15 protein-coding genes are annotated in these 18,979 nt (G+C 45.6%); 9 read left to right on the top strand and 6 right to left on the bottom strand.

Annotated features, from left to right (window positions below; translation table 11 throughout):
* Window positions 1-9: 9 nt before the first annotated feature.
* Window positions 10-2,211: a tannase/feruloyl esterase family alpha/beta hydrolase gene (locus OEY58_05655; protein MDH5324931.1), complete on the bottom strand. Its 2,202-nt coding sequence runs from the start codon at window positions 2,209-2,211 to the stop codon at window positions 10-12.
* Window positions 2,212-2,464: 253 nt separating this feature from the next.
* Here OEY58_05655 and OEY58_05650 point away from each other — a divergent pair, with 253 nt between their 5' ends.
* Window positions 2,465-5,044, top strand: a complete 2,580-nt coding sequence (locus tag OEY58_05650) for a hypothetical protein (GenBank protein MDH5324930.1) — start codon at window positions 2,465-2,467, stop codon at window positions 5,042-5,044.
* Between the two features lie 97 nt (window positions 5,045-5,141).
* Here OEY58_05650 and OEY58_05645 read toward each other — a convergent pair whose 3' ends face one another.
* The gene (locus tag OEY58_05645) at window positions 5,142-5,678 is read right to left on the bottom strand and encodes a cyclic nucleotide-binding domain-containing protein (GenBank protein ID MDH5324929.1); all 537 of its coding nucleotides are present in this window, start codon (window positions 5,676-5,678) and stop codon (window positions 5,142-5,144) included.
* Window positions 5,679-5,943: 265 nt separating this feature from the next.
* Between OEY58_05645 and OEY58_05640 the strand changes: the two genes are divergently transcribed.
* The gene (locus OEY58_05640) at window positions 5,944-7,821 is read left to right on the top strand and encodes a TonB-dependent receptor (GenBank protein MDH5324928.1); all 1,878 of its coding nucleotides are present in this window, start codon (window positions 5,944-5,946) and stop codon (window positions 7,819-7,821) included.
* On the opposite strand, the gene pdsS is transcribed toward OEY58_05640, so the two are convergent.
* The 4 genes from pdsS to OEY58_05620 all read right to left on the bottom strand — a co-directional run bounded on the left by pdsS (window position 7,816) and on the right by OEY58_05620 (window position 12,345).
* The gene (gene pdsS, locus OEY58_05635; protein MDH5324927.1) at window positions 7,816-10,050 is read right to left on the bottom strand and encodes a proteobacterial dedicated sortase system histidine kinase; all 2,235 of its coding nucleotides are present in this window, start codon (window positions 10,048-10,050) and stop codon (window positions 7,816-7,818) included. The two genes, OEY58_05640 and pdsS, sit on opposite strands and share 6 nt — an antisense overlap.
* Window positions 10,051-10,056: 6 nt before the next feature.
* Window positions 10,057-10,746, bottom strand: coding sequence for a proteobacterial dedicated sortase system response regulator (gene pdsR / locus OEY58_05630; protein MDH5324926.1), 690 nt, complete (start codon window positions 10,744-10,746; stop codon window positions 10,057-10,059).
* A 105-nt stretch (window positions 10,747-10,851) separates the two neighbouring features.
* On the bottom strand, window positions 10,852-11,142 hold the full coding sequence (locus tag OEY58_05625; protein MDH5324925.1) for a hypothetical protein: 291 nt from the start codon (window positions 11,140-11,142) through the stop codon (window positions 10,852-10,854).
* A gap of 57 nt (window positions 11,143-11,199) precedes the next feature.
* Entirely contained in the window at window positions 11,200-12,345 is a 1,146-nt protein-coding gene (locus tag OEY58_05620) for a hypothetical protein (protein MDH5324924.1), read from the bottom strand.
* A gap of 306 nt (window positions 12,346-12,651) precedes the next feature.
* Here OEY58_05620 and OEY58_05615 point away from each other — a divergent pair, with 306 nt between their 5' ends.
* The 7 genes from OEY58_05615 to OEY58_05585 all read left to right on the top strand — a co-directional run bounded on the left by OEY58_05615 (window position 12,652) and on the right by OEY58_05585 (window position 18,745).
* Window positions 12,652-13,563 (top strand): hypothetical protein, encoded by a 912-nt coding sequence (locus tag OEY58_05615; GenBank protein ID MDH5324923.1) that lies wholly within the window; start codon window positions 12,652-12,654, stop codon window positions 13,561-13,563.
* 61 nt (window positions 13,564-13,624) lie between these two features.
* Window positions 13,625-13,945: a hypothetical protein gene (locus OEY58_05610; protein ID MDH5324922.1), complete on the top strand. Its 321-nt coding sequence runs from the start codon at window positions 13,625-13,627 to the stop codon at window positions 13,943-13,945.
* Between the two features lie 139 nt (window positions 13,946-14,084).
* On the top strand, window positions 14,085-14,531 hold the full coding sequence (locus OEY58_05605; protein MDH5324921.1) for a Spy/CpxP family protein refolding chaperone: 447 nt from the start codon (window positions 14,085-14,087) through the stop codon (window positions 14,529-14,531).
* A 185-nt stretch (window positions 14,532-14,716) separates the two neighbouring features.
* Complete coding sequence (locus OEY58_05600) at window positions 14,717-15,580, top strand: patatin-like phospholipase family protein (protein ID MDH5324920.1); 864 nt, start codon at window positions 14,717-14,719, stop codon at window positions 15,578-15,580.
* A gap of 69 nt (window positions 15,581-15,649) precedes the next feature.
* Window positions 15,650-16,300 carry a hypothetical protein gene (locus OEY58_05595; protein ID MDH5324919.1) on the top strand — a complete coding sequence of 217 codons (651 nt, stop codon included), beginning with the start codon at window positions 15,650-15,652 and terminating at the stop codon, window positions 16,298-16,300.
* A 21-nt stretch (window positions 16,301-16,321) separates the two neighbouring features.
* Window positions 16,322-18,031 carry an AarF/UbiB family protein gene (locus tag OEY58_05590; protein MDH5324918.1) on the top strand — a complete coding sequence of 570 codons (1,710 nt, stop codon included), beginning with the start codon at window positions 16,322-16,324 and terminating at the stop codon, window positions 18,029-18,031.
* A gap of 36 nt (window positions 18,032-18,067) precedes the next feature.
* Window positions 18,068-18,745, top strand: coding sequence for a protein-L-isoaspartate(D-aspartate) O-methyltransferase (locus OEY58_05585; GenBank protein MDH5324917.1), 678 nt, complete (start codon window positions 18,068-18,070; stop codon window positions 18,743-18,745).
* Window positions 18,746-18,979 lie beyond the last annotated feature (234 nt).

Below are 18,979 nucleotides of genomic sequence, written 5' to 3'. Positions count from 1 at the left end.
CGGGTTGAGCTATAGACGCAAGTTGCTTAGCTCGGCAAAATCCAAAGGATTACCCAAACCGGGTTTGGTATAGTCACAAACACCCTCTGGAAATATTTTCTTCAGGCGAATGATCTGCTCGGGAGAAAACCGCACTTGAGCATAGGTGTTGTCCTGCAAGGCAGTGTCGACGGGTTTGAGGGCGCATTTGAATCGAATTCCGGACAGCTCATCTCCGGCCTCCAATCGCGGCGTGGTGTAAATAGGGAAGCGGGCACTGCAAGGTGAAGGGGATGTTTTGGAAAAAATATCTCCCCACGCATTATTACCTGAATAGATCACATCCCCTCGACTGTCAAAGCAACTGTCCACTGCTTGCTCGGGAGCCAGCTCAGGCACCGTGGACAGAGGATTTTTTTGCTTGTTGATAAACCATTGTTCTAACACATCCAAAGCCTTACTCACCGGATCGAAATCGCATTTAAATTGCAGGGACCGGCCATCAATTTGAGAACATTCGACTATCCAAATGCTATGCAGTTTTCGCTGCTCCGGATTAGTGATTCGGGCACGGGCAGAAAAAGAGGCCAGGCTGTGGTGTTTGTCCAACACCGGTTCAAGATACCAGCGTACGTCGATGGTGGGAATGGTAAGCCGGCCGGTAAAAACCTGTCCGGAGTTAAAAGCCCTTTTTATTGAATCAATGGAGGCATGGGAACGCGGGGCGGGTTTTCCAGCGAGGCAATCGGAGGTTAAACTCATGTTTCGTTGATCCCAGGGATCTTCCCGAGTTTTAGAGGGATCCCAAGGAAAATCACCTAAAACCATATCCTTGGGAGATTTCCAACCACCCACACAGGCGTTTAGATCCAAAAACGCGGAGATTGAAATTGTTTTAGAACGCAAGGCACTTAAACCGTATTGAACGCCGACGTTATCCCAACTGTTGTTTACAATGTCGTTCTTACCCTCAGAATAGATATTGCTTAAATCTCCCCAATGACTCCAGTTTATCTCCAGATTCTGTGGGAATCCGGATTGTTTCAAACCTTGGGCATAGGGGCCAGGGGCCCATTTAGGGTTGAAAATGAGAGGAATAGAACCGCGCCAACCTTGGATACATCCGTTGTTTCCGGGACGGGGACTGAAACGGTTGTTCCATTTCCCTTGAACTGCGGTTTCACTGAAATTGAGCCCCTCCACCCGGTGGCGTTGGTGCCAATCTTTCCAGGGGCTATCGGGGTTGTTGCGAAATTGTGCATCGAAATAGCGTTCCAACAATTCACAGTCCCCCACAAATATAGTTTGGGTGATCATATCGGGATAGGAAGCTTGTGGTATGGCAGCGTCCAGCAGGCCGGGACGATTTTGGGCCATGATGTATTGCTGTATCCCGCCACCGGATGCCCCCAAACCGATGGTGTACTCAGGTTTACCATAGGTTGCCACAAAGTGTTCTTTTAACATTACTGCAGTTTCTTCCGCCAACTTCAGATTGTAGTGAGTTCCGGTTTTTGTCCCCGTGGAATAGGCCACAGCGTAACCTCTTTGCAATGCGGCCAAATATAAGGCGTGCTTTTTATTAAAACTCATTTTTCCCTGGAACCGTCCGATACCGATACCCCCTTGAAACTTATAAATCAGTCGGCCGTTCCATGCAGAATTATTTAAACCAGCAGGGGAATGCAATGACTCCTGAAAAGGGGCCGGCATCGCAATACTGTATAAAAACCGATTTATGGTTCCACGCTCCACTCGGATAATAAACGGGTATTTTTTTCCGTTCAGGTTCATGTGATCCAAATGCGGAGGCTGTCGGGTTTTGCCTGGTAATGGCAGGAAACGCTGCTCTTTCTTATTAAAGTAAAAATATTCCACGCGTGTAGGGATATTACATGCTTCGCTATACCCAATGGGCTTGAGCATAGTCAAGGGGATGGGACCCAATTGCGGATAAATCGCGGTGCCTCGGGATTCATTATCCACCAATGCTTGCCCCAAACCATTGAGCATGCCGGTACAGATAAACGGGTATTGCCAGGCACCGGAAAACAACGGTCCGGTGGGACCGGTATCGCCAATCCAAAATGCGTACCTCTGGTGCGGATTCTGTTGTGAGTTCAGAGAATATAACCGCGGAAAATGAGTGTAGGCAGAGCCTATAGTGATCAGGATACCGAGCAGTGTGATAGAGAAAACAAACAAAAACGACCGGATTAACATTGAGGTCATGGTCCATCATTCCATAAGCAGTAACAGGTTTTGCAGGAACAATATGTGCATTGTTAAACAATATTTTGGGCTCAGTTACAGTATAGCCCACCCAAAAAGTGTCTGTAAGCAGCCGTTATTACAATGAAATAAATTCTATTTCAGTTTTGGTTAAACAACGATCATTTGAGGCAAAACCGTGAAAGCTCTCGTTCTCTTTATACTATTGTTAGTTGCCGCCGCCGCAGGAGGGTACTGGTGGTATGAAAATAACATGGCACCAAAACATCTACCGGTAGCGGTAAAAGCGGTTGAATCTCAATTGAGACTGGATTCGGCTGCTGTTGGGTTTCTCAACCTGGAATTTGCCAAAAAGCTGGAAAAGTATCTATTGTTTCAGGAACCCAAAAAGGTAATTACGGAAAATCTGCAAAAAGACTACGGTTTGTTTTTCTACCAATTAAAGAACTCCGGTTTAAACTTGAACGATCAATTGGATTATGTGGTAGCCGGGGTGATCGCGGATGACACCCCGGAATACGCGATTGCAATGTTTGGTCAGTTTAATTTGGCAAATATGAATAAGCGGCTGGAATCAAATAAATACAAGATTAAGGAACAGAAACACAATAACAGAACTTACTGGGAGGTAACGGCATACAATGAGGAAACCTGCCGCTACGAGCAACCCGTCAGCTATTTTTGGAACAACCAATTGCTTCTTATCGGGTCCAAGTGGTATTTCCCCAAGCTATTGGATGCTGCATTAAACAATAAAGGTGCAGCAGGATCAGCGATTCACCGTTACAAGCTGGCGGTTGGCAGTATTACTCAACCGAAAAAACTCAGCAAAGGATTTGACGGAGCCTTAGCCATTATGTTGGATCAAGCTGCCAAGCACGCAGATCCTTTAAGCTCCATAGATCTGGAAGTACAGTTGGCCGTATCACCGCCGTCTATGCAACTGGTGTCAGTGGCAAGGCATAAAAATGATCAATGGGCCAATGGTGTTGTCAATGGATACAATAGTTGGAAAGCCAGTCATGCAGCAGAAATTAACAAGCATGCGGATTTAAAGACCCTGATGGACATAGTGACCGTTTCCCCAAATGCAGGTCAGTTGACCGTCAGTACAAATCTTAATTTAGAACAGGTGAACTCACTGGAGAACATACCAAAGCAGTTCTTTAGCGTTTATGTACCTAAAATTACCAGCCGGAACCCGGGTGAAGTGAAAGAAGAGACGTTGGAAAAGTCGGAGATTAAAAAATATCTGGCGAAGGTTGAGATCGATAGCATTCCTATTTTTAAAAAGGAATCTAAGGAAAAATTGAGTCATGCGGTAATTACCGGTCCATTTGCCGCTTATCTAAATGGTGTCCGTATTTCGGAGAGTGGCTCTGCAGAAGTAAACGTCGGCATGATCAGCGCACCGATTCCTAATCTGTTTTTTGAAGATGTTAACCCAAAAGGTGTAGGTAGTATCCGCTTTGAAGATGTGATGGACAAAGAGGGTAAAACCCTGTTGGAAAATAAAGATTGCGCGGTGAAAAACACTGACAATCACGCCAAATTTCGTCCGACCTTCCGCAATATCAGTCTGGATGTGGAATTCGGTAGAAACAATGCAACCCTGGAAGTGGCTCAGTCCTCGGTATCGGTTCCCTTGAAACAAGGTGTCAAAGCCAATGAAATCAGTGCTATTAAGGGAGTGTTGGATTTGCACGTCCCGGATCAAGTCGATGTGGTGCAAATGTTACCGGAGGGCGATAGTGCCACCTACAGCAATGGTGCTTTCCGTCTAAAACTCACGGAGTTTAACGGCAGCAGTGTGAACTACGAAGTTGGCGGTGATAAAAGCCTTCTGGTTGATGTTCGCGGAAAAAACGCAAATGATGAGTATTTAAAACGCATTGGCGCAATTTCCATGCAACGTTTATTTGATGGAGGTGAAATTGGCGCCTGGGATTTTGCCGGTGTACCTAAGAGTATCGAATTGGTTGTTGCGGGCAAGAAAATATCGGAATCTTACACATTTGAAATTAATAGTCTCAATCGTCATGAGTTAATTCCTTCTTATGTGAAAAACGATATTACTCTATCAAATGCAAAGGATTTTAGTAAAAATAAATTCAATCCGGTAAGCTCGGATAAATGCAGCGAAACCGAGATTGAACTCAGTAAGGGAGAAATGAAACCATTTCTTTTGTGCATCAAGTATCCGTTCCAGGCCTGGGATGAAACCAGCTATTCAGGGGTGTTCGAACTGTTGGGACCAATAACGCCGGAAATTAGCAACAATCTATCCGCGGTGACTTTTGTGCTGAACTCGGTGGCTTTGAGTGATGCCCAAGGGGAAGTGAAAACTCATGAAATAATGGGTAAACAAGTATCTAATTTTACCTTATCCGGTACGGGTAACAAAAGTTCACCGCAAATCATTTTCCCCGCACCGGAGGGGGTGAAGCCGGCAGAAATGGCGGTTAAGGCGGTTAAGGGCAGACTGTTGGTGAATTTGGTAAAGAAACTGGAACAGGCAACCCTGGATACCAACAACATCGGCCAAGTGGTATATACAAAATCCGGTCTAAAATTGGTCTACGAAGGGTTCGGCCCGGAAGCGCACTATATTCGCATCTACGGAGACAAAGAAAGGATTGTTAATGTTTACGGCATCGATGAAAAAGATCGGGAAATAAAAGCCAATTTCCCCAAGTTGGACTATCCTAAAAATCGTAAAGAAGGCTATACCTTGTTGATCGCCGATGTTCATGGCAAACCCACGAAATTGGTGGTGGAACTGGCGCAATCTCTGGATCAACTGGCCTACGATTTTAAACGCAATAACAAATAGTGGTTTAGTAACTTAAATTGAAATGTCCGCGTACCCTATGACAAAAAGAGTACGCGGAGTGACACGGCACTACTTTATCTGCGTAATTGCGCAGTCATCAGTTGATATTCTCAGGCTTCCAACAACTTAATAACATGGATAAGTCGTCCATGGGGATTTGCGAAAGAGCGATGTTATTGGAAGGCCATGTACGCAGCGCTGTTTCCAGGGATCGCTCATACAATCGCTCATACACCAGATCTTTCAAATTAGGGGTATGATCCAACAATTCCACAAAATCATCCCGGGCGACTTCCAGGATGACCGAGGGCTTATGCGCGGAAACCGTTGCTATTCTTGGCACGGCAAACAGAGCCGATATTTCTCCAAACAGTTCCCCGGTGCTGAGTTTTCCCAGCACTTTTCGGATTTCGCCGGCGTTTTCCGAGACTTCGACTTCCCCGTGAAGAATAATAAATAAATCGTCTCCGACTTTATCCTGCTGGCACAATATAGTCCCGCTTTTGGCCTGGTATACCAATCCGTGGTCGATCAAAAACTTACGGTCTTCCGGTGTTAATAATTCACCAAAATGTTTTTTCCGCTTAATCGCTGAAAGTTGCCGGTTCAGCTCTAAATCGATGTGGTGCGACATGATCAAACCCCTTTGAACGCAACCCTGGCTGAACCTTAGTACGACCTTCAACCATGACACATACCACTAAGGGTAAACGTTCCAGAAAAATTGTACAAAAAACTATCAACTTTATTATCGATACAATAGCTAAACAGCTTAGGGCGGTCGTTTTGATCTGTGATGCTTGACCGGTTTGTAGTGTGACCGAGGTAAGCTATGTTGGGACGGTGCTCCATTTTTTTGATAGACTGCACATTTTTACAACAATACAAATACGCGTTCTATGAAAAAAGCGTTTCTCTTGGGTCTGCCTCTCGTTGTTACTCCGGTGTATGCTGACACTGAAATAGACAATTCCCTCCAGTTGCCCAATGTGACGGTGTTGGCTACGCGTATTCCCAGTGCACAAACCGTGACCAATGTCACAGTCATAACCCGGGAACAAATAGAATCACGCCAGGCTACCAATGTTTTGGAACTGTTGCGCTCCGAAGCCGGACTTCATGTGACACAAAGTTCTCGCGGGGGGCACGGTTCTTTGTTCATGCGCAATGGCGACCCCAACTATGTGATGATAATGATCAACGGCGTCAGAATGAACGACCCGACCAATAATCGAGGGGGATCCTACGATCTTTCTCGTCTCAGCCTTGACGCTGTCGAACGTATTGAAATTCTCAAAGGCAGTTCATCGGCGATCTATGGCTCCGATGCTTTAAGCGGTGTTATTAACATCATCACGCGCAGTTCCTCGGGGGGCAATGGAGCCGTAGTGAGTTTCGGTTCCCCGGATTACTCGGAAGCCTCAGGGCAGTACTCGCTTAGCACTGCGACGATACGTTCATCACTAAAAATGGCTTTTGTGAACGAAACGACGCGTACGGGAGGTAATTACCAAGGCTACAATCAACACTTAGATAGTGCTTGGCGTTTTGGTTCAGGATTGTTGCAGTTACAAGCTCATCATCGCAATTCCAGCGCGCAAGCCTTTCCGGACGACAGTGGCGGACTGGACTATGCCGTTCTACGGGATCTGGAACAAAACGATTCCGAAGAATACGCTTTGTCGGTAAATGTGAAACAGATCTCAAATCTCTGGGTACATCAATTTCAAAGCAGCTGGATGAAACAACAATCGCAGGTGGATTCTCCCGGGATCGCACCAGGCATTCGAAATCCTTTTGGCATTCCCGCCAACACCAGTGATGACACTATACAACGCGAATATCTTACGTGGTTCAGCAGTTTCAAATCGCCACACTTGGCAATGAGCGGAGGGCTGGATTATGTAAGGGAGAAGGCCGAAGGTCAAAGTGCCTTTTTCGGTGCCTTTGCTTTTTCCGGCAGCTACGCTGAAAATCGCCATAATACCGGAGTGTTTTCCGAACTACAGTTAAATCCCTATGAAACACTCAAACTTCAAGCAGGGTTACGCCTGGATGATCCCGATAAGGGGGGCACAGTGTTTAGTCCCAATCTGGGATTTGGGCTGGGCGACAAAACCCGCTTGTTTTTCAACTGGGGTAAAGGATACAAGCTGCCCAGTTTCTACGCACTTTATCATCCCATAGTCGGTAACACTTCATTGCGGCCGGAACGAAGTCACTATTGGGAATTGCGCTTGTCACGGCCTTTTTCTCACGGAGAAGGGCAAGGAAAGGGGCAAATGGAACTCAGTCTCTTTAAAACCGACTACAGGGATTTGGTGGATTTTGATGCTGGAACCATGGTAAATCGCAGTTCCGTGGTGTCGGAAGGTCTGGAGTTGACAGTGAACCACGTTTACAACACTAAAATAAAAAACCGCTTCAATGCTACGTACAATAAGACTGTTGACCAAAATTCCCAAGAGCCACTACTACAGCGGCCTAAGCACAAGGCGAATTGGGATTTGGAATATCAGTTTTCCCGGTCCCTGACGGCTCATGGGACGATGTTATATGTGGGACAAATTCTGGATTCCTCTATCGCCACCAATGACCTCTGGTTGTCATCGTACACGCGATGGGATACCGCATTGACTTGGCGCAGAGACAAGCACCTGCGTTTTATATTTAAAATTCAAAATTTATTGGACCGGGACTATCAGGAAACTATTGGAAATCCCGCTGCAGGACGAACGATTCGATTGTCCATCACGGTATCGGATTCGGGATTATGATGCTGACGGCGTAAACAGCACACTAAAGCAAACGCCGGTACCATCACTGAGATTTTGGGCTTGGAGTCCGGCGTTATGAAATTCGGCAATGAGCCTGACAATGTAAAGACCCAAACCTAAATGAGGTTCATCGCCTTTTTTGTCTCGAATGGAAACCATCGATTCAAACAAAGTATGTTGCATTTCCTCGGGCAGAGAGGGGCCGGCGTTGGTGACGCTTAGTTCGATACCTTGTTCGTATTGCTGCAACGCAATTTCAATCGTGCTGTCAGGTAACGCAAAACTGGTGGCATTGGACACCAGTTTATCCAACAGTTGGGCAATTAGATCCGGCGAACCATAAATTTGTAAGGGTTTGTCGTTTATTTTGTCCAGTCTAAACTTGTATTGCTGAGATGGTTTGGCCAAACTGTACCCTTTGACACAACCGGAAACGACTTTTTCCAAGTCAAAATGACTGCAATCCTCGCTTTGTAGAGTTTGTTCCAAGCGAGTGGCTTCGCTCATTCGGGTAAGGATATTGTTCAAACGTTCTATGCCTTCGCGGGCACGTTCGGTATATGCCAAGGACTGTTTATCCAGGTTACCCAGTTCAAGATTGTCCAGAGAAGATTTAACTACCGTGATTGGCGTACGAAACTCATGCGACAGTTTACCTGCCATGGTTTCCAAATATCGATTGTATTGGGCGAGCCGGTTGAGCATGTCATAAAAACTTCGGCCAAGATCACCTAACTCATCGGCTGCTTTTGTGGCTTTCAATTTTCCCAGAATCCGTCCGTCTTCCCCAATTGCGTTTTCCGTTTGGTCGCGCAGTTGTCGAATTCGTATGGATAGACGTGTAGCGAAACCCAACAAGATAACAATGGCGACAAATAAGGTGACTATGCTTAGATTTGTAAGGATTTCAATTGCGCGGTTTTGCAATAACAAAATACTATTACTGGTTTCTTCAATAGCGACAGCCCCTACAATTTTACCTTTGATGCTCACCGGAGCGGTTGCCATTAATATATTTACTCTCTCATCAGGAGTTAAGCGCCATTGCGTGGTGCTCTTGCCGTTTAAGGCAAAGCCTACTTCACGACTATCCAGGTGAGAAACAGCGGATAAATCGTCTTGAAATTCTCGCGCCGGTTGGCGCAATATCAGACGATAAAACAAGCGGACAATTCCCAGTACCGCGTCTCCCACACTGATTTCATCGAACTCTTCCATTGAATCGGCAGCATCATCGTCGGTTAAATGACCTGATAGCGCCAATATATTGCTATCACCGTCCACTACCCAAATTCGAGTGTTACTGCGTTTGATGCGGGACAGCAGGTTTTCCACCTCTGCCGAGGCGATACTAATAGTACTTATCTGCTCCAGGGTACTCTGATGGTTGGTACCGACCAGGCTGATGATTTCCCGGGAATGAGGATCGTCCACGTCAGCAACACCAAAGCTTAAACGATCACCGAGCATGGATAATGGAATACGTATTTCCACATTATATCCGGACCGGGTTTTTAACCAATAGGCTCCTATGCGAGATTCCAAAAACAAATTGGTATCCCTTCTGTGTTGCACAACTCTATGCACCGACATATTTCCTTGGGTATATGAGGATAGAATGTAACGTTTAGGGCGGCCTTTTTGGTCCAATAAGGCAATTTGTATATGATCATTGGCGTCTATGGCGCTGCTATTGGCTTTACGGTATATGACGTGACTGTCTTTCACTTGTAGCAAGGCATACAAATAGCGCTGATACGTACCTACGGAAAATCGATAGCTTAAAGGATCATTATTGCCGCTGGAGTCTTGGTAACGTTGAACACGGTCGTTGTAACTGATCCAGTCTTCAGCATAACCATCCAGTAGAATAGGGGAGCGCAATGAGCGGATGAATAAATGATTACGACCAGCCGGCGCTACAGCACTAACATTGGTATCCGCTTCATCCGCAGAAGCAGGTGTTTCGTTGGATATTGCAGGCTTGGAATGCTCGAATATATTGGGATAATCCTCCAAAACGGTCCCAATAATCCGAGCGTTCTCCAGCAAGGCCGTTTCCAGGTCGGTGCGCAAATAGCGCTCCATTTCCTGGACATATTGATAACCAATAAACGGGATGGCCAATAAACTTAGAGAAACCAATACCAGTTTAACGCGGATACTGATATAGACCCGGTTAATTGTGGATTCAAGCAATTCTTTAAATAGGCGCCACACATTTCCCATTGACGTTTATTCAACCCAACGATAACCCATACCGTATACCGTATCGATACAGTCGAAGGATTTATCCACGGCAATGAATTTGTTGCGAATGCGTTTAATGTGCGAAGTGATCGTGGCATCATCTACTACAATCTTAGCGTCCTGCATTAATTGCTCGCGATTTTTCACATGCCCGGGACGTAAAGCTAAAGTATGTACCAACCAGAACTCGGTTAAAGTTAAATCGATGGGACTTTTATTCCAAGTCACTGCAAAACGGTTCATATCCAGAGACAAAGGTCCCCGTTCAAGGATGTTTTCGCTCTCCGGCGGTTCTTGAGAAGCCGCCACCCGTCGAAAAAAAGCTGAGATACGAGCACACAAATTGGGGATACTTATATCTTTGGTTAAATAATCATCCGCCCCCAAACGTAATCCCGAAATAGCGTCTAAATCACTGTCTCTGGCGGTGAGAAAAATAATGGGCAAGGTTTTGGAAATGCTTCGTAGCACCCGGCATACCTCGAAACCGCCATCAATTTCATCTTCCAGACCGATGTCCAAGAGCACCAAATCCGGTAATTGACGCTTGAAGGCCTTTAAGGCTTGCTCCCGGTTGCCCAGCATTTCCACTTCGTACCCCTGTTTGCGCAAGGCATCGGCGTAGTTTTCGCGAATCGCCGGTTCGTCTTCTACAATGGCAATGCGTTTGGCCATATTAATCTCCTTCAAAACAATCCAAAACGGGCATTACAAACGGGCCTGCCACCCGTACTAACAATAGCATATAAGCTTTTGAATTATAGCCCAATTATAAAATTATCAGATTTCGTCAGAATTGAGCCGGGATTGGTCAGCACGGTCCCCTTGTAGTGTCATTTTTAACAGCTTTAATAGACTCAAAGGACAGAAAAACCGAACTGAAACGGATTCCAGCGGACTTCTTTGGTTTTCTGTCCCTTTATCCGGCGCAAACAAGGAAAACGGGAAGCCACGGATGGCACGCTGGAACACCATCCAGGAGAAAACAATGAAGAGGCAATTGGCAACATATTGTATTTTACGCGACACCGCATTGGGACTGGCAGCAGGGATGGGGGTGGGTTTACTCACGTCCACACTTCTAGTCGTAGCGGTGTTGTTACTCAACTAAACCGGTTTGCACGCTTGTCAGGGTTTTTTCAATACCAGCGAGCCACTGACACCATTATCCGATAATGTCCAAATTACAGCAGTGTCGCTGTCTGCGTAGCCTTTGTCAAAAGCATGGCAAGCCATTATAGTTGCCACATACGCAAATGGGGCACCCACTTCACCAAAATTTATTGCCGGATACAAGGATTTCCTGATGGGGTGTTGCTGCAGCAGTTGGCTCATGCGGGTTTGGCTATAGGACCAAGTTTTTGCTCGGTCTTTTTCACCGCTGAAATCGCAATACAGAACCATATCGGCTGGAAGGGATTCCGTTAGACAAGCACTCAAGGAATCTGTCAGTGCCTGAGCCTGATCCACGGCGCTGTCTTCTTGTACAAAACGTTGTGAAGCACACTGGGATAGTTGATAACTGTCTACCGTTGCTAAAACCGGTCGTTGGGTAAGGGATGAATTATTTTCCAACAACAAAAAGGCGGCGGCTTCACCGGGAATAAAACCGTCAGAAAACAAATCGGTTTTTAGAATTTCCAGCTGATTACAGTCCTGTAAATAATCGGGTTCCAAACAGGATTCAATTGCTCCGATAATGCACGAATCCACTTGGCCCTGTTGCAATAGATTTTGAGCCAGCATCAGGGAATTCACTATACCGGGTTTACCACCAAAACCGATGGTGCTGAAAAACGGCGAGGCGCCGGGAAAATTGGATAATAATTGAGCTATTAATTCTTGTTGGCAACTTGCTTGCTGCTGCGCCAGTTTAGACTGTTTCGGGTCAATTGTAGGGTTTTCTTGATTCTCCACAGCCAAGAGTTCACAAATCGTACTATGAAATCCATCACTGAGATTGATAATCAAGGCGGTTTTGCTCAGGTCCCGGAGCCCTTTTGCTGATTCCAGCATATCTTCAAAAGCGGCTTGTCCCAGGCAGAGCAGTCGGTCCAGGCCGGTTTTACCGTTCGTGTAGTTATGGTAAGGGTGACCCTTTGTCGCGCTGTTTGGATAAGCTTTCGCCAAAACACCGTGGTTTTCCACCGCAATTGGCAATTCCTGAATTAAGCTTAAGCCGGCTCGAGCAGCACGACTTCCCATATCTGCACTACCTAGGGAAGTGGCCATGCCCATTGCCGTTATTGCCAATTTTGGCTCTGAATTACTCATACGTCATTGTTATTTTTGATGCAAAGAGTACAAATTTTACCCGATGTACGATTGGGATTCATGTGAAATATTTACCTGTTACAAATTCAAACCGCAGTTGGGGAAAATCCCGGGAGGAGGAATGAGAGGATGCCAACCCATCTACAGTTACCAAAGTCTACCTCCAGGGCCACTATAAGATATAAGACGATGGTGTTTTGTAGCTTACACTATGCTAAGGTAACAGCCACTCCTTTTCACAATTTTACATTTATCTATCTGTAATTAAACTATATAAAACAAAAGGATAAGGAACAAGGAAACGCCATGCGAGTATATCTGCTGTGCTTGTTGCCCATGCTCCTCAACGCATGTGCCACGCCTTCCGCCAACCACATAAAGGCATTTTCAGATTCCAGCGCCCGCTTAATCGAAATGACTCAAAAGGTGTTGAACTCGGTAAATGAGTCCACCATTAATCGAAAATTGTATGCGCTTGCGACCTTGCCACCGGATCGTGTTAATACCCTGTCCGTCGAACAATTTTCAAACGTGCGTGGCATCTATATTGATAAAGAAAAATCCCCGCTACTAAAGGCCATCCATGCGGTACAAACATATATGGAAGCCTTGGGAATGTTGAGTAGCGCAGACTATCGTCCCCAAGTGGACTTGGCGAGCCAAAAACTGTACAGCGCATTGAATCGCATGTCGACGCAGTATAACGAAATAACAGGTAAAGACTTGGGAATAAAACAGGAAAATTATGCGGCCATCGCTACCTTATTCGATGCTATCGGATTATCTCTAATTGAAGCCAAACGACGTGAGGCAATGAAAGCCATTATACTTGAAGCCAATCCCCACGTGCAGAAATTGTGCGATGCAATCATTGCCAATATCGGCAATGATATGGATTTGGTCAGGATTAACCTGGACCGAATGATGCGCGAACGCATAGAGGCTTATAAAAAATCCTATCAACGTTATAGTTTGGATAAAAAGGTGGCGGCACTAAAAACCATCAGTCTTTATTCCGTTGATATAGAAAAGTTGCCGAGTTTATTCCAAGATGCCAAAACTGCAACTGAAAAAGTTAAAACCGCCCATCAAGTCATGGCTGATACGGTGTTACAGGATCAGTTTTCCAGTGCTCGTCTGGCCCAGGAAGTGGGGACAATGAGAAGTTTGGGAGATCATTTACGCATTCACTATAAAGGTTTGAATTATGACCCGTGAGATCCACGACTAATTTACCGGTAACAACCGTGATTAGTAATATCCATTTGAGGCTTTTGCAATGAACGCATTGAGACAGTCCCTTATTGACGCCATAGATCAGTTGCATCCACTGTTGAATACAAATATTCCCGAACACGAAAAAAACCAAATTCGGGAAAAAGCCCAAATACTGTATGATATGCTGGAGACCGTGGTAGAGAAAGAACGGGAAATAATCAACCGGAATTTTGAAACAGCCATTATAGCACTGGAAGGGGCGGCAAATTCCGCCAAGAAATCCAAGAAAGACGTGGAAAAAATTGCGGACACCATAAAAAAAACCAGTCAAGCTATTGCCGTTTTGGAGAAACTGCTCAAAGCGGGTGTTGGGTTTGCATAGTCTTTTGTAAACCCCTTAAACATTGAAAATCACTGTTACATGTCGTTACACAACGTTACTGCCCTGAAAGGCTATGCAACCGATAAATAGCTATTCTACATCTATGCCATTTTGGCTAAAACTAAACAGGAGAATAGCTATGCAACGATCTCATAAACTCATATTAGGCCTTGTCGCTTTTGTATCATTATCAGGCGCAGTCGTAGCCGGCGTCATGCATAAACATGGACAAACACCAGAGCAACACGCCAATGCGGTAGTGGAAAAGCTTAATGACAAACTGGAACTGAATCAGCAACAGCAGATCCAGTTAAACCAGCTAAAGGACGAAATACTACGTGTACATTATGATCTACATGGAGATAAAGTGGCGCACATGGATAAAGTAATGTCTTTGATAAAGGAACCGACCTTCAATCAAGGAACAGCTCTGGATTTGGTCAATCAAAAAACCCGCTATGTGAACGACAATGCTCCGGCTGTCATAACGGCTCTGGGTAACTTCTATGACAGCCTCAATCCGAAACAGCAGCAATCGTTGCGGGAAAAAATTCAGGAGCACAAAGAAAGACATCATCGTTTTTAATTGAAACACAGTAATTGAAACACATTAATTGAAACACAGTAGTGGAAACGGGCACCGAAGCCCGTTTCCATGAGAACATATCACTTTAACTATATAACATATCATATAGATAAATATGTAATATTTACTTATTCTAACATCCTCCCAAGGGCACGTTATACTTATAAGGAGGAGGGCGGGCTTCAGTGGCGTCACCAAAAACAATCTCGCTGGTATTAGGTAGTGGAGGGGCTCGGGGACTGGCCCATATAGGAGTCATTCAATGGCTCATCGAGCAAGGATATGTGATCCGGTCCATTTCGGGCACCTCTATTGGCGCTCTTGTAGGAGGGATTTACGCGGCCGGAGCGCTGGATGTCTATGCTCAATGGGTCACCAACCTTGAAAAAATCGACATTCTGCGATTACTCGACTTGTCATTTCGGCGACAGGGTCTCTTCAAGGGGGAAAAGATAATTAGCTTGCTCAAAGAAATGATCGGGGATCGAAACATAGAATCTTTACCCTTATCGTTCACTGCGGTTGCGACAAATCTGCAATCACAAAAGGAAGTTTGGTTAAATAGCGGACCGTTGTTTGATGCCATTCGAGCATCCATCTCTATCCCCACGATATTTGCACCACATAACTATTTGGGCCAACAATTCCTGGATGGTAGCTTGGTAAACCCGGTGCCAATAGCGCCTACGCTCAAAGATACTACCGACTTAACGGTGGCGGTGGACTTGAACGGCAGGTACCACCGACACATTACACCTGCGATCAACGAAAGCAGAAACGGATATCAGGAATTCGTCCGTCAATTCTGGCCCAAAACATCAGTTGGTATTGCCCGTTCAGACACCAGTTTGTCGTTTTATGGAATTATGCTCCGCTCCATGGAAACTATGCAGGCAAGAATCACCCGGTTGCAATTAGCAGCGTACACACCGGATATTACTGTCACCATTCCCGCCAATACCTGTTCATTTTACGAATTTGACCGCGCAAACGAATTGATCCAGTTAGGCTATACCTCGACAAAAAAAGCTTTTTCTTCGCTGAAATAATGCATATGGTAATAGAAAGACTAGAATTGACATGAAGAACAGAAAAAACGGGCCTTGTAAGGAGTTGTTATGAATGATGAAAACACCGAATCCGTAAAAGCCGCCGCAGAAGAGGCAGTGAAAAAAGGCGGGAACGTTCGAGATGAAATCCGGGATATTACCCTGGAAGCTTTAAGCAACCGCACCCTGGATATGGACAGAGTCAAAGCTGTAGCCAAGGCGGTGGTGGATGGTGCAAAAACCGGTTTGGATGTTGATACCGCTGACGTTAAGAAATCCATGGACGATGTGGCTGCAGGCTTGGATGCGGCTTTGGAAAAAAGCGCTCAGGCCACCAAGTTGGCTATAGAGGAAACCGTAGCCCGGGTAAAGGACTATAAAGAAGAAGATTTTAAACACACACTGGATCAATTACACAGTCTTGAGGAAATGTTTATAGAGACACTGGAGGAGGCCGCCAAAACGGGTAAATCGTTATTACAAGAAACCATTCAGGACTTGGCAACTCATGCAAAAAATACGGGAACCGCAGTGGGGAAACGAACCAGTGACGACATTGCTGAGCTTAAACAAAAAATTCTCAATGTCAGTGAAGCCGGAGTCACTGCAGTAAGTGACGCAGCCAAATCCTTTTCAGCAGACGTGGCCCAGGCAGCCAGCGGTTTTCTACAAGCACTATCGGATAAATTGAAATCCAACGACGATCAACCAAAGTCCTGACCTGGGCACTGATATTCCGCTATGTTGTGGGAAACGCTAAAAGTCGCTCGAGATATAGGTCGCTTGCACGAAATCGCTTCGGTACTTATCCGATATGGATTCGGGGATGTTGTGCAAAGACTGGGGATGGGGCGTATGTTGGAACAGGCAGGTAAAGTTCTGCGTTGGAAAGACGCGGAAAATATTGCCCGCATGCACTCAGCGGAAAGGATTCGCCATGCCTGTGAAGAAATGGGACCTACATTTATCAAAATGGGGCAGATATTAGCTACTCGGGTAGATATTTTTCCTCAGGACTGGATCCGGGAGTTTGAAAAACTACAAGATACGGTACCGGCACAGGATTTCGAGCTAATCCGCCCCCAAATCGAAGAAGACCTGGGGGATAAACCCGAAAACATTTTTACAAACCTCAATACTGAGGCTTTGGCCGCCGGTTCTATCGCCCAGGTATATGAAGCACAATTACCCGGTGGCGAGGATGTGGTACTTAAAATTCGCCGACCGGGAATACGCGCAATAGTCGAAGCGGATTTGCGCTTGTTAAGCAAGTTAGCAGAGTTATTGGAAAAAGAAATACCCGAAGCGAGACGGTTCCACCCGGTTGAGGTAATACGACAAGTGAAATTATCTTTGCGACGTGAGTTGGATCTTGCAGTGGAATGCCGCAATGCCGAACGCTTAGCTGAGATATTTTCGCAAGATCCACACATATCGCTACCCAAGGTTTTTTGGGATTGGACCGGGGAGCGTGTCAATGTTCAAGAGCGCATACGCGGAATTCCCGGGCGTGATCTACACTCCCTACAAAAAGCCGGTTTTGATCGGCAGCTGTTAGCCCAACGCGGTGCCGCCGCGGTTCTAAACATGGTACTCAAGCACGGATTTTTTCACGCCGACCCTCATCCCGGCAATATTTTCTACGTGCCGGAAAACTGTATTGTCTTTATAGACACCGGCATGGTGGGACGCCTATCGGAAAGGCGAAAGGAACAAGTGATAGACCTGGTGCGTGGTCTAATCAGTAAAGATACAGCACTGGTTGTGGATGTCATTCAGTGCTGGTCAGATGACAGTGAAAACGACATTGATTCGAGTAAATCCGTGAATACCGAGAGTTTGGCCATGGAAATAGACAATTTCATGGACAACTACCACAGTGTGGCGCTAAAGGAACTTAATCTGGCGACAATGTTGACTGATCTTACGGTCATTATGCGTGAGCATGCCTTAACTATGCCTGCTGATCTGGCATTGTTGCTCAAAGTGTTTATCACCCTGGAAGGCTTGGGGCGACAATTGGACCCGGATTTCGATATGGTATCCGAAGCCATGCCCTTTATACGAAGCGAGATGTTGTCGCGGTATAAACCGGAGCAATTGGCAAAACGTACCTGGCGACATATAAATAATATTGCGGATCTACTCGGAGATTTACCCCGAGATTTACGTCGATTGTTGCAATCTGCACGTAAAGGAGCGTTGCAAGTTCACGTGGATATTACCCGTTTGGAGCAGTTCGGCCGGGAGTTGGATAAGGCGGCCAATCGACTGACCATTGGCCTGGTCACCTCGGCTCTGATTATAGGCACATCCATCGTCATGACAGTGGAAGGTGGTCCTACCATGTTTGGCTTACCCCTATTCGGATTTCTCGGGTTTCTGTTTTCAGGAATTGGTGGTGTGTGGTTGCTATTCTCCATATGGCGTAGCGGACGAGGAACTCGCTAAACAGGTTTATATAACGATAAAAGGTGAATCTGTACCATGGTTAAAACGATTCAATCTCTTATCGAAGAAATCGAACTAGAGGCGAAATACACTGCGCGTTTTACTGGTAGGGCAAAGTTTAGCGACGATGTCTTGCAGGCGATTCGCTCAGTGGATAGAAAACGGTTTGTACCGCTAGAGCTACACAGTTTTGCTCTGGATAACGCACCCCTTTCTATCGGCCATGGTCAGACCATTTCTCAACCCTATATGGTTGCGCTGATGACGGATTTACTCGATCTGGATGATTGTTCTATTGTCCTGGAGATTGGTACCGGTTCGGGTTACCAGACGGCGATCCTCGCTGAACTGGCGAAAACGGTTTATACAGTAGAACGATTGGACGCTTTGCATCATTCAGCGGTAAAAAGATTACAAAAAATGGGTTACGATAACATTGAATTTCGTTGTGGTAATGGATACGACGGCTGGGAAGACAATGGACCTTATGGTGGTATTATCGTTACAGCCGCAGCCACGCGCTTACCCGAAAAACTTCTGCAACAATTGGAACCTGGGGGTCGCATGGTGATTCCCATTGGATTGCCCCATACGCCACAGAAGTTGATGTTAGTCATCAAGGATACGTGCAACCATACAACCGTCGATCCGGTTTTGGATGTTGCATTTGTTCCTTTAGTAGAATCATTAGATAATGCACCCCATCCCCGCTAATGCAATTCTGATCTCGGTACCGGCTTTCACGCCATCCTCATAGTATTTGTCTAAACTGTCTTTGCCAATACTGTTTTCTAAGAACACCGTATTCCATGGTATGTAAAATCTGATTCACAAAGTTTATATATATGTAAAACTCAGTGACACCATTATGTGATCACATAATAATAAACAAGGAATTATCACAGTTTTTACAATGAAAGGTTAAGCACTGTTTAACGAATGCCGAAG

Source organism: Gammaproteobacteria bacterium (assembly GCA_029882975.1).
Classification (GTDB): domain Bacteria; phylum Pseudomonadota; class Gammaproteobacteria; order SZUA-152; family SZUA-152; genus JAJDNG01.
This window is presented reverse-complemented; position numbering and strand designations above follow the sequence as displayed.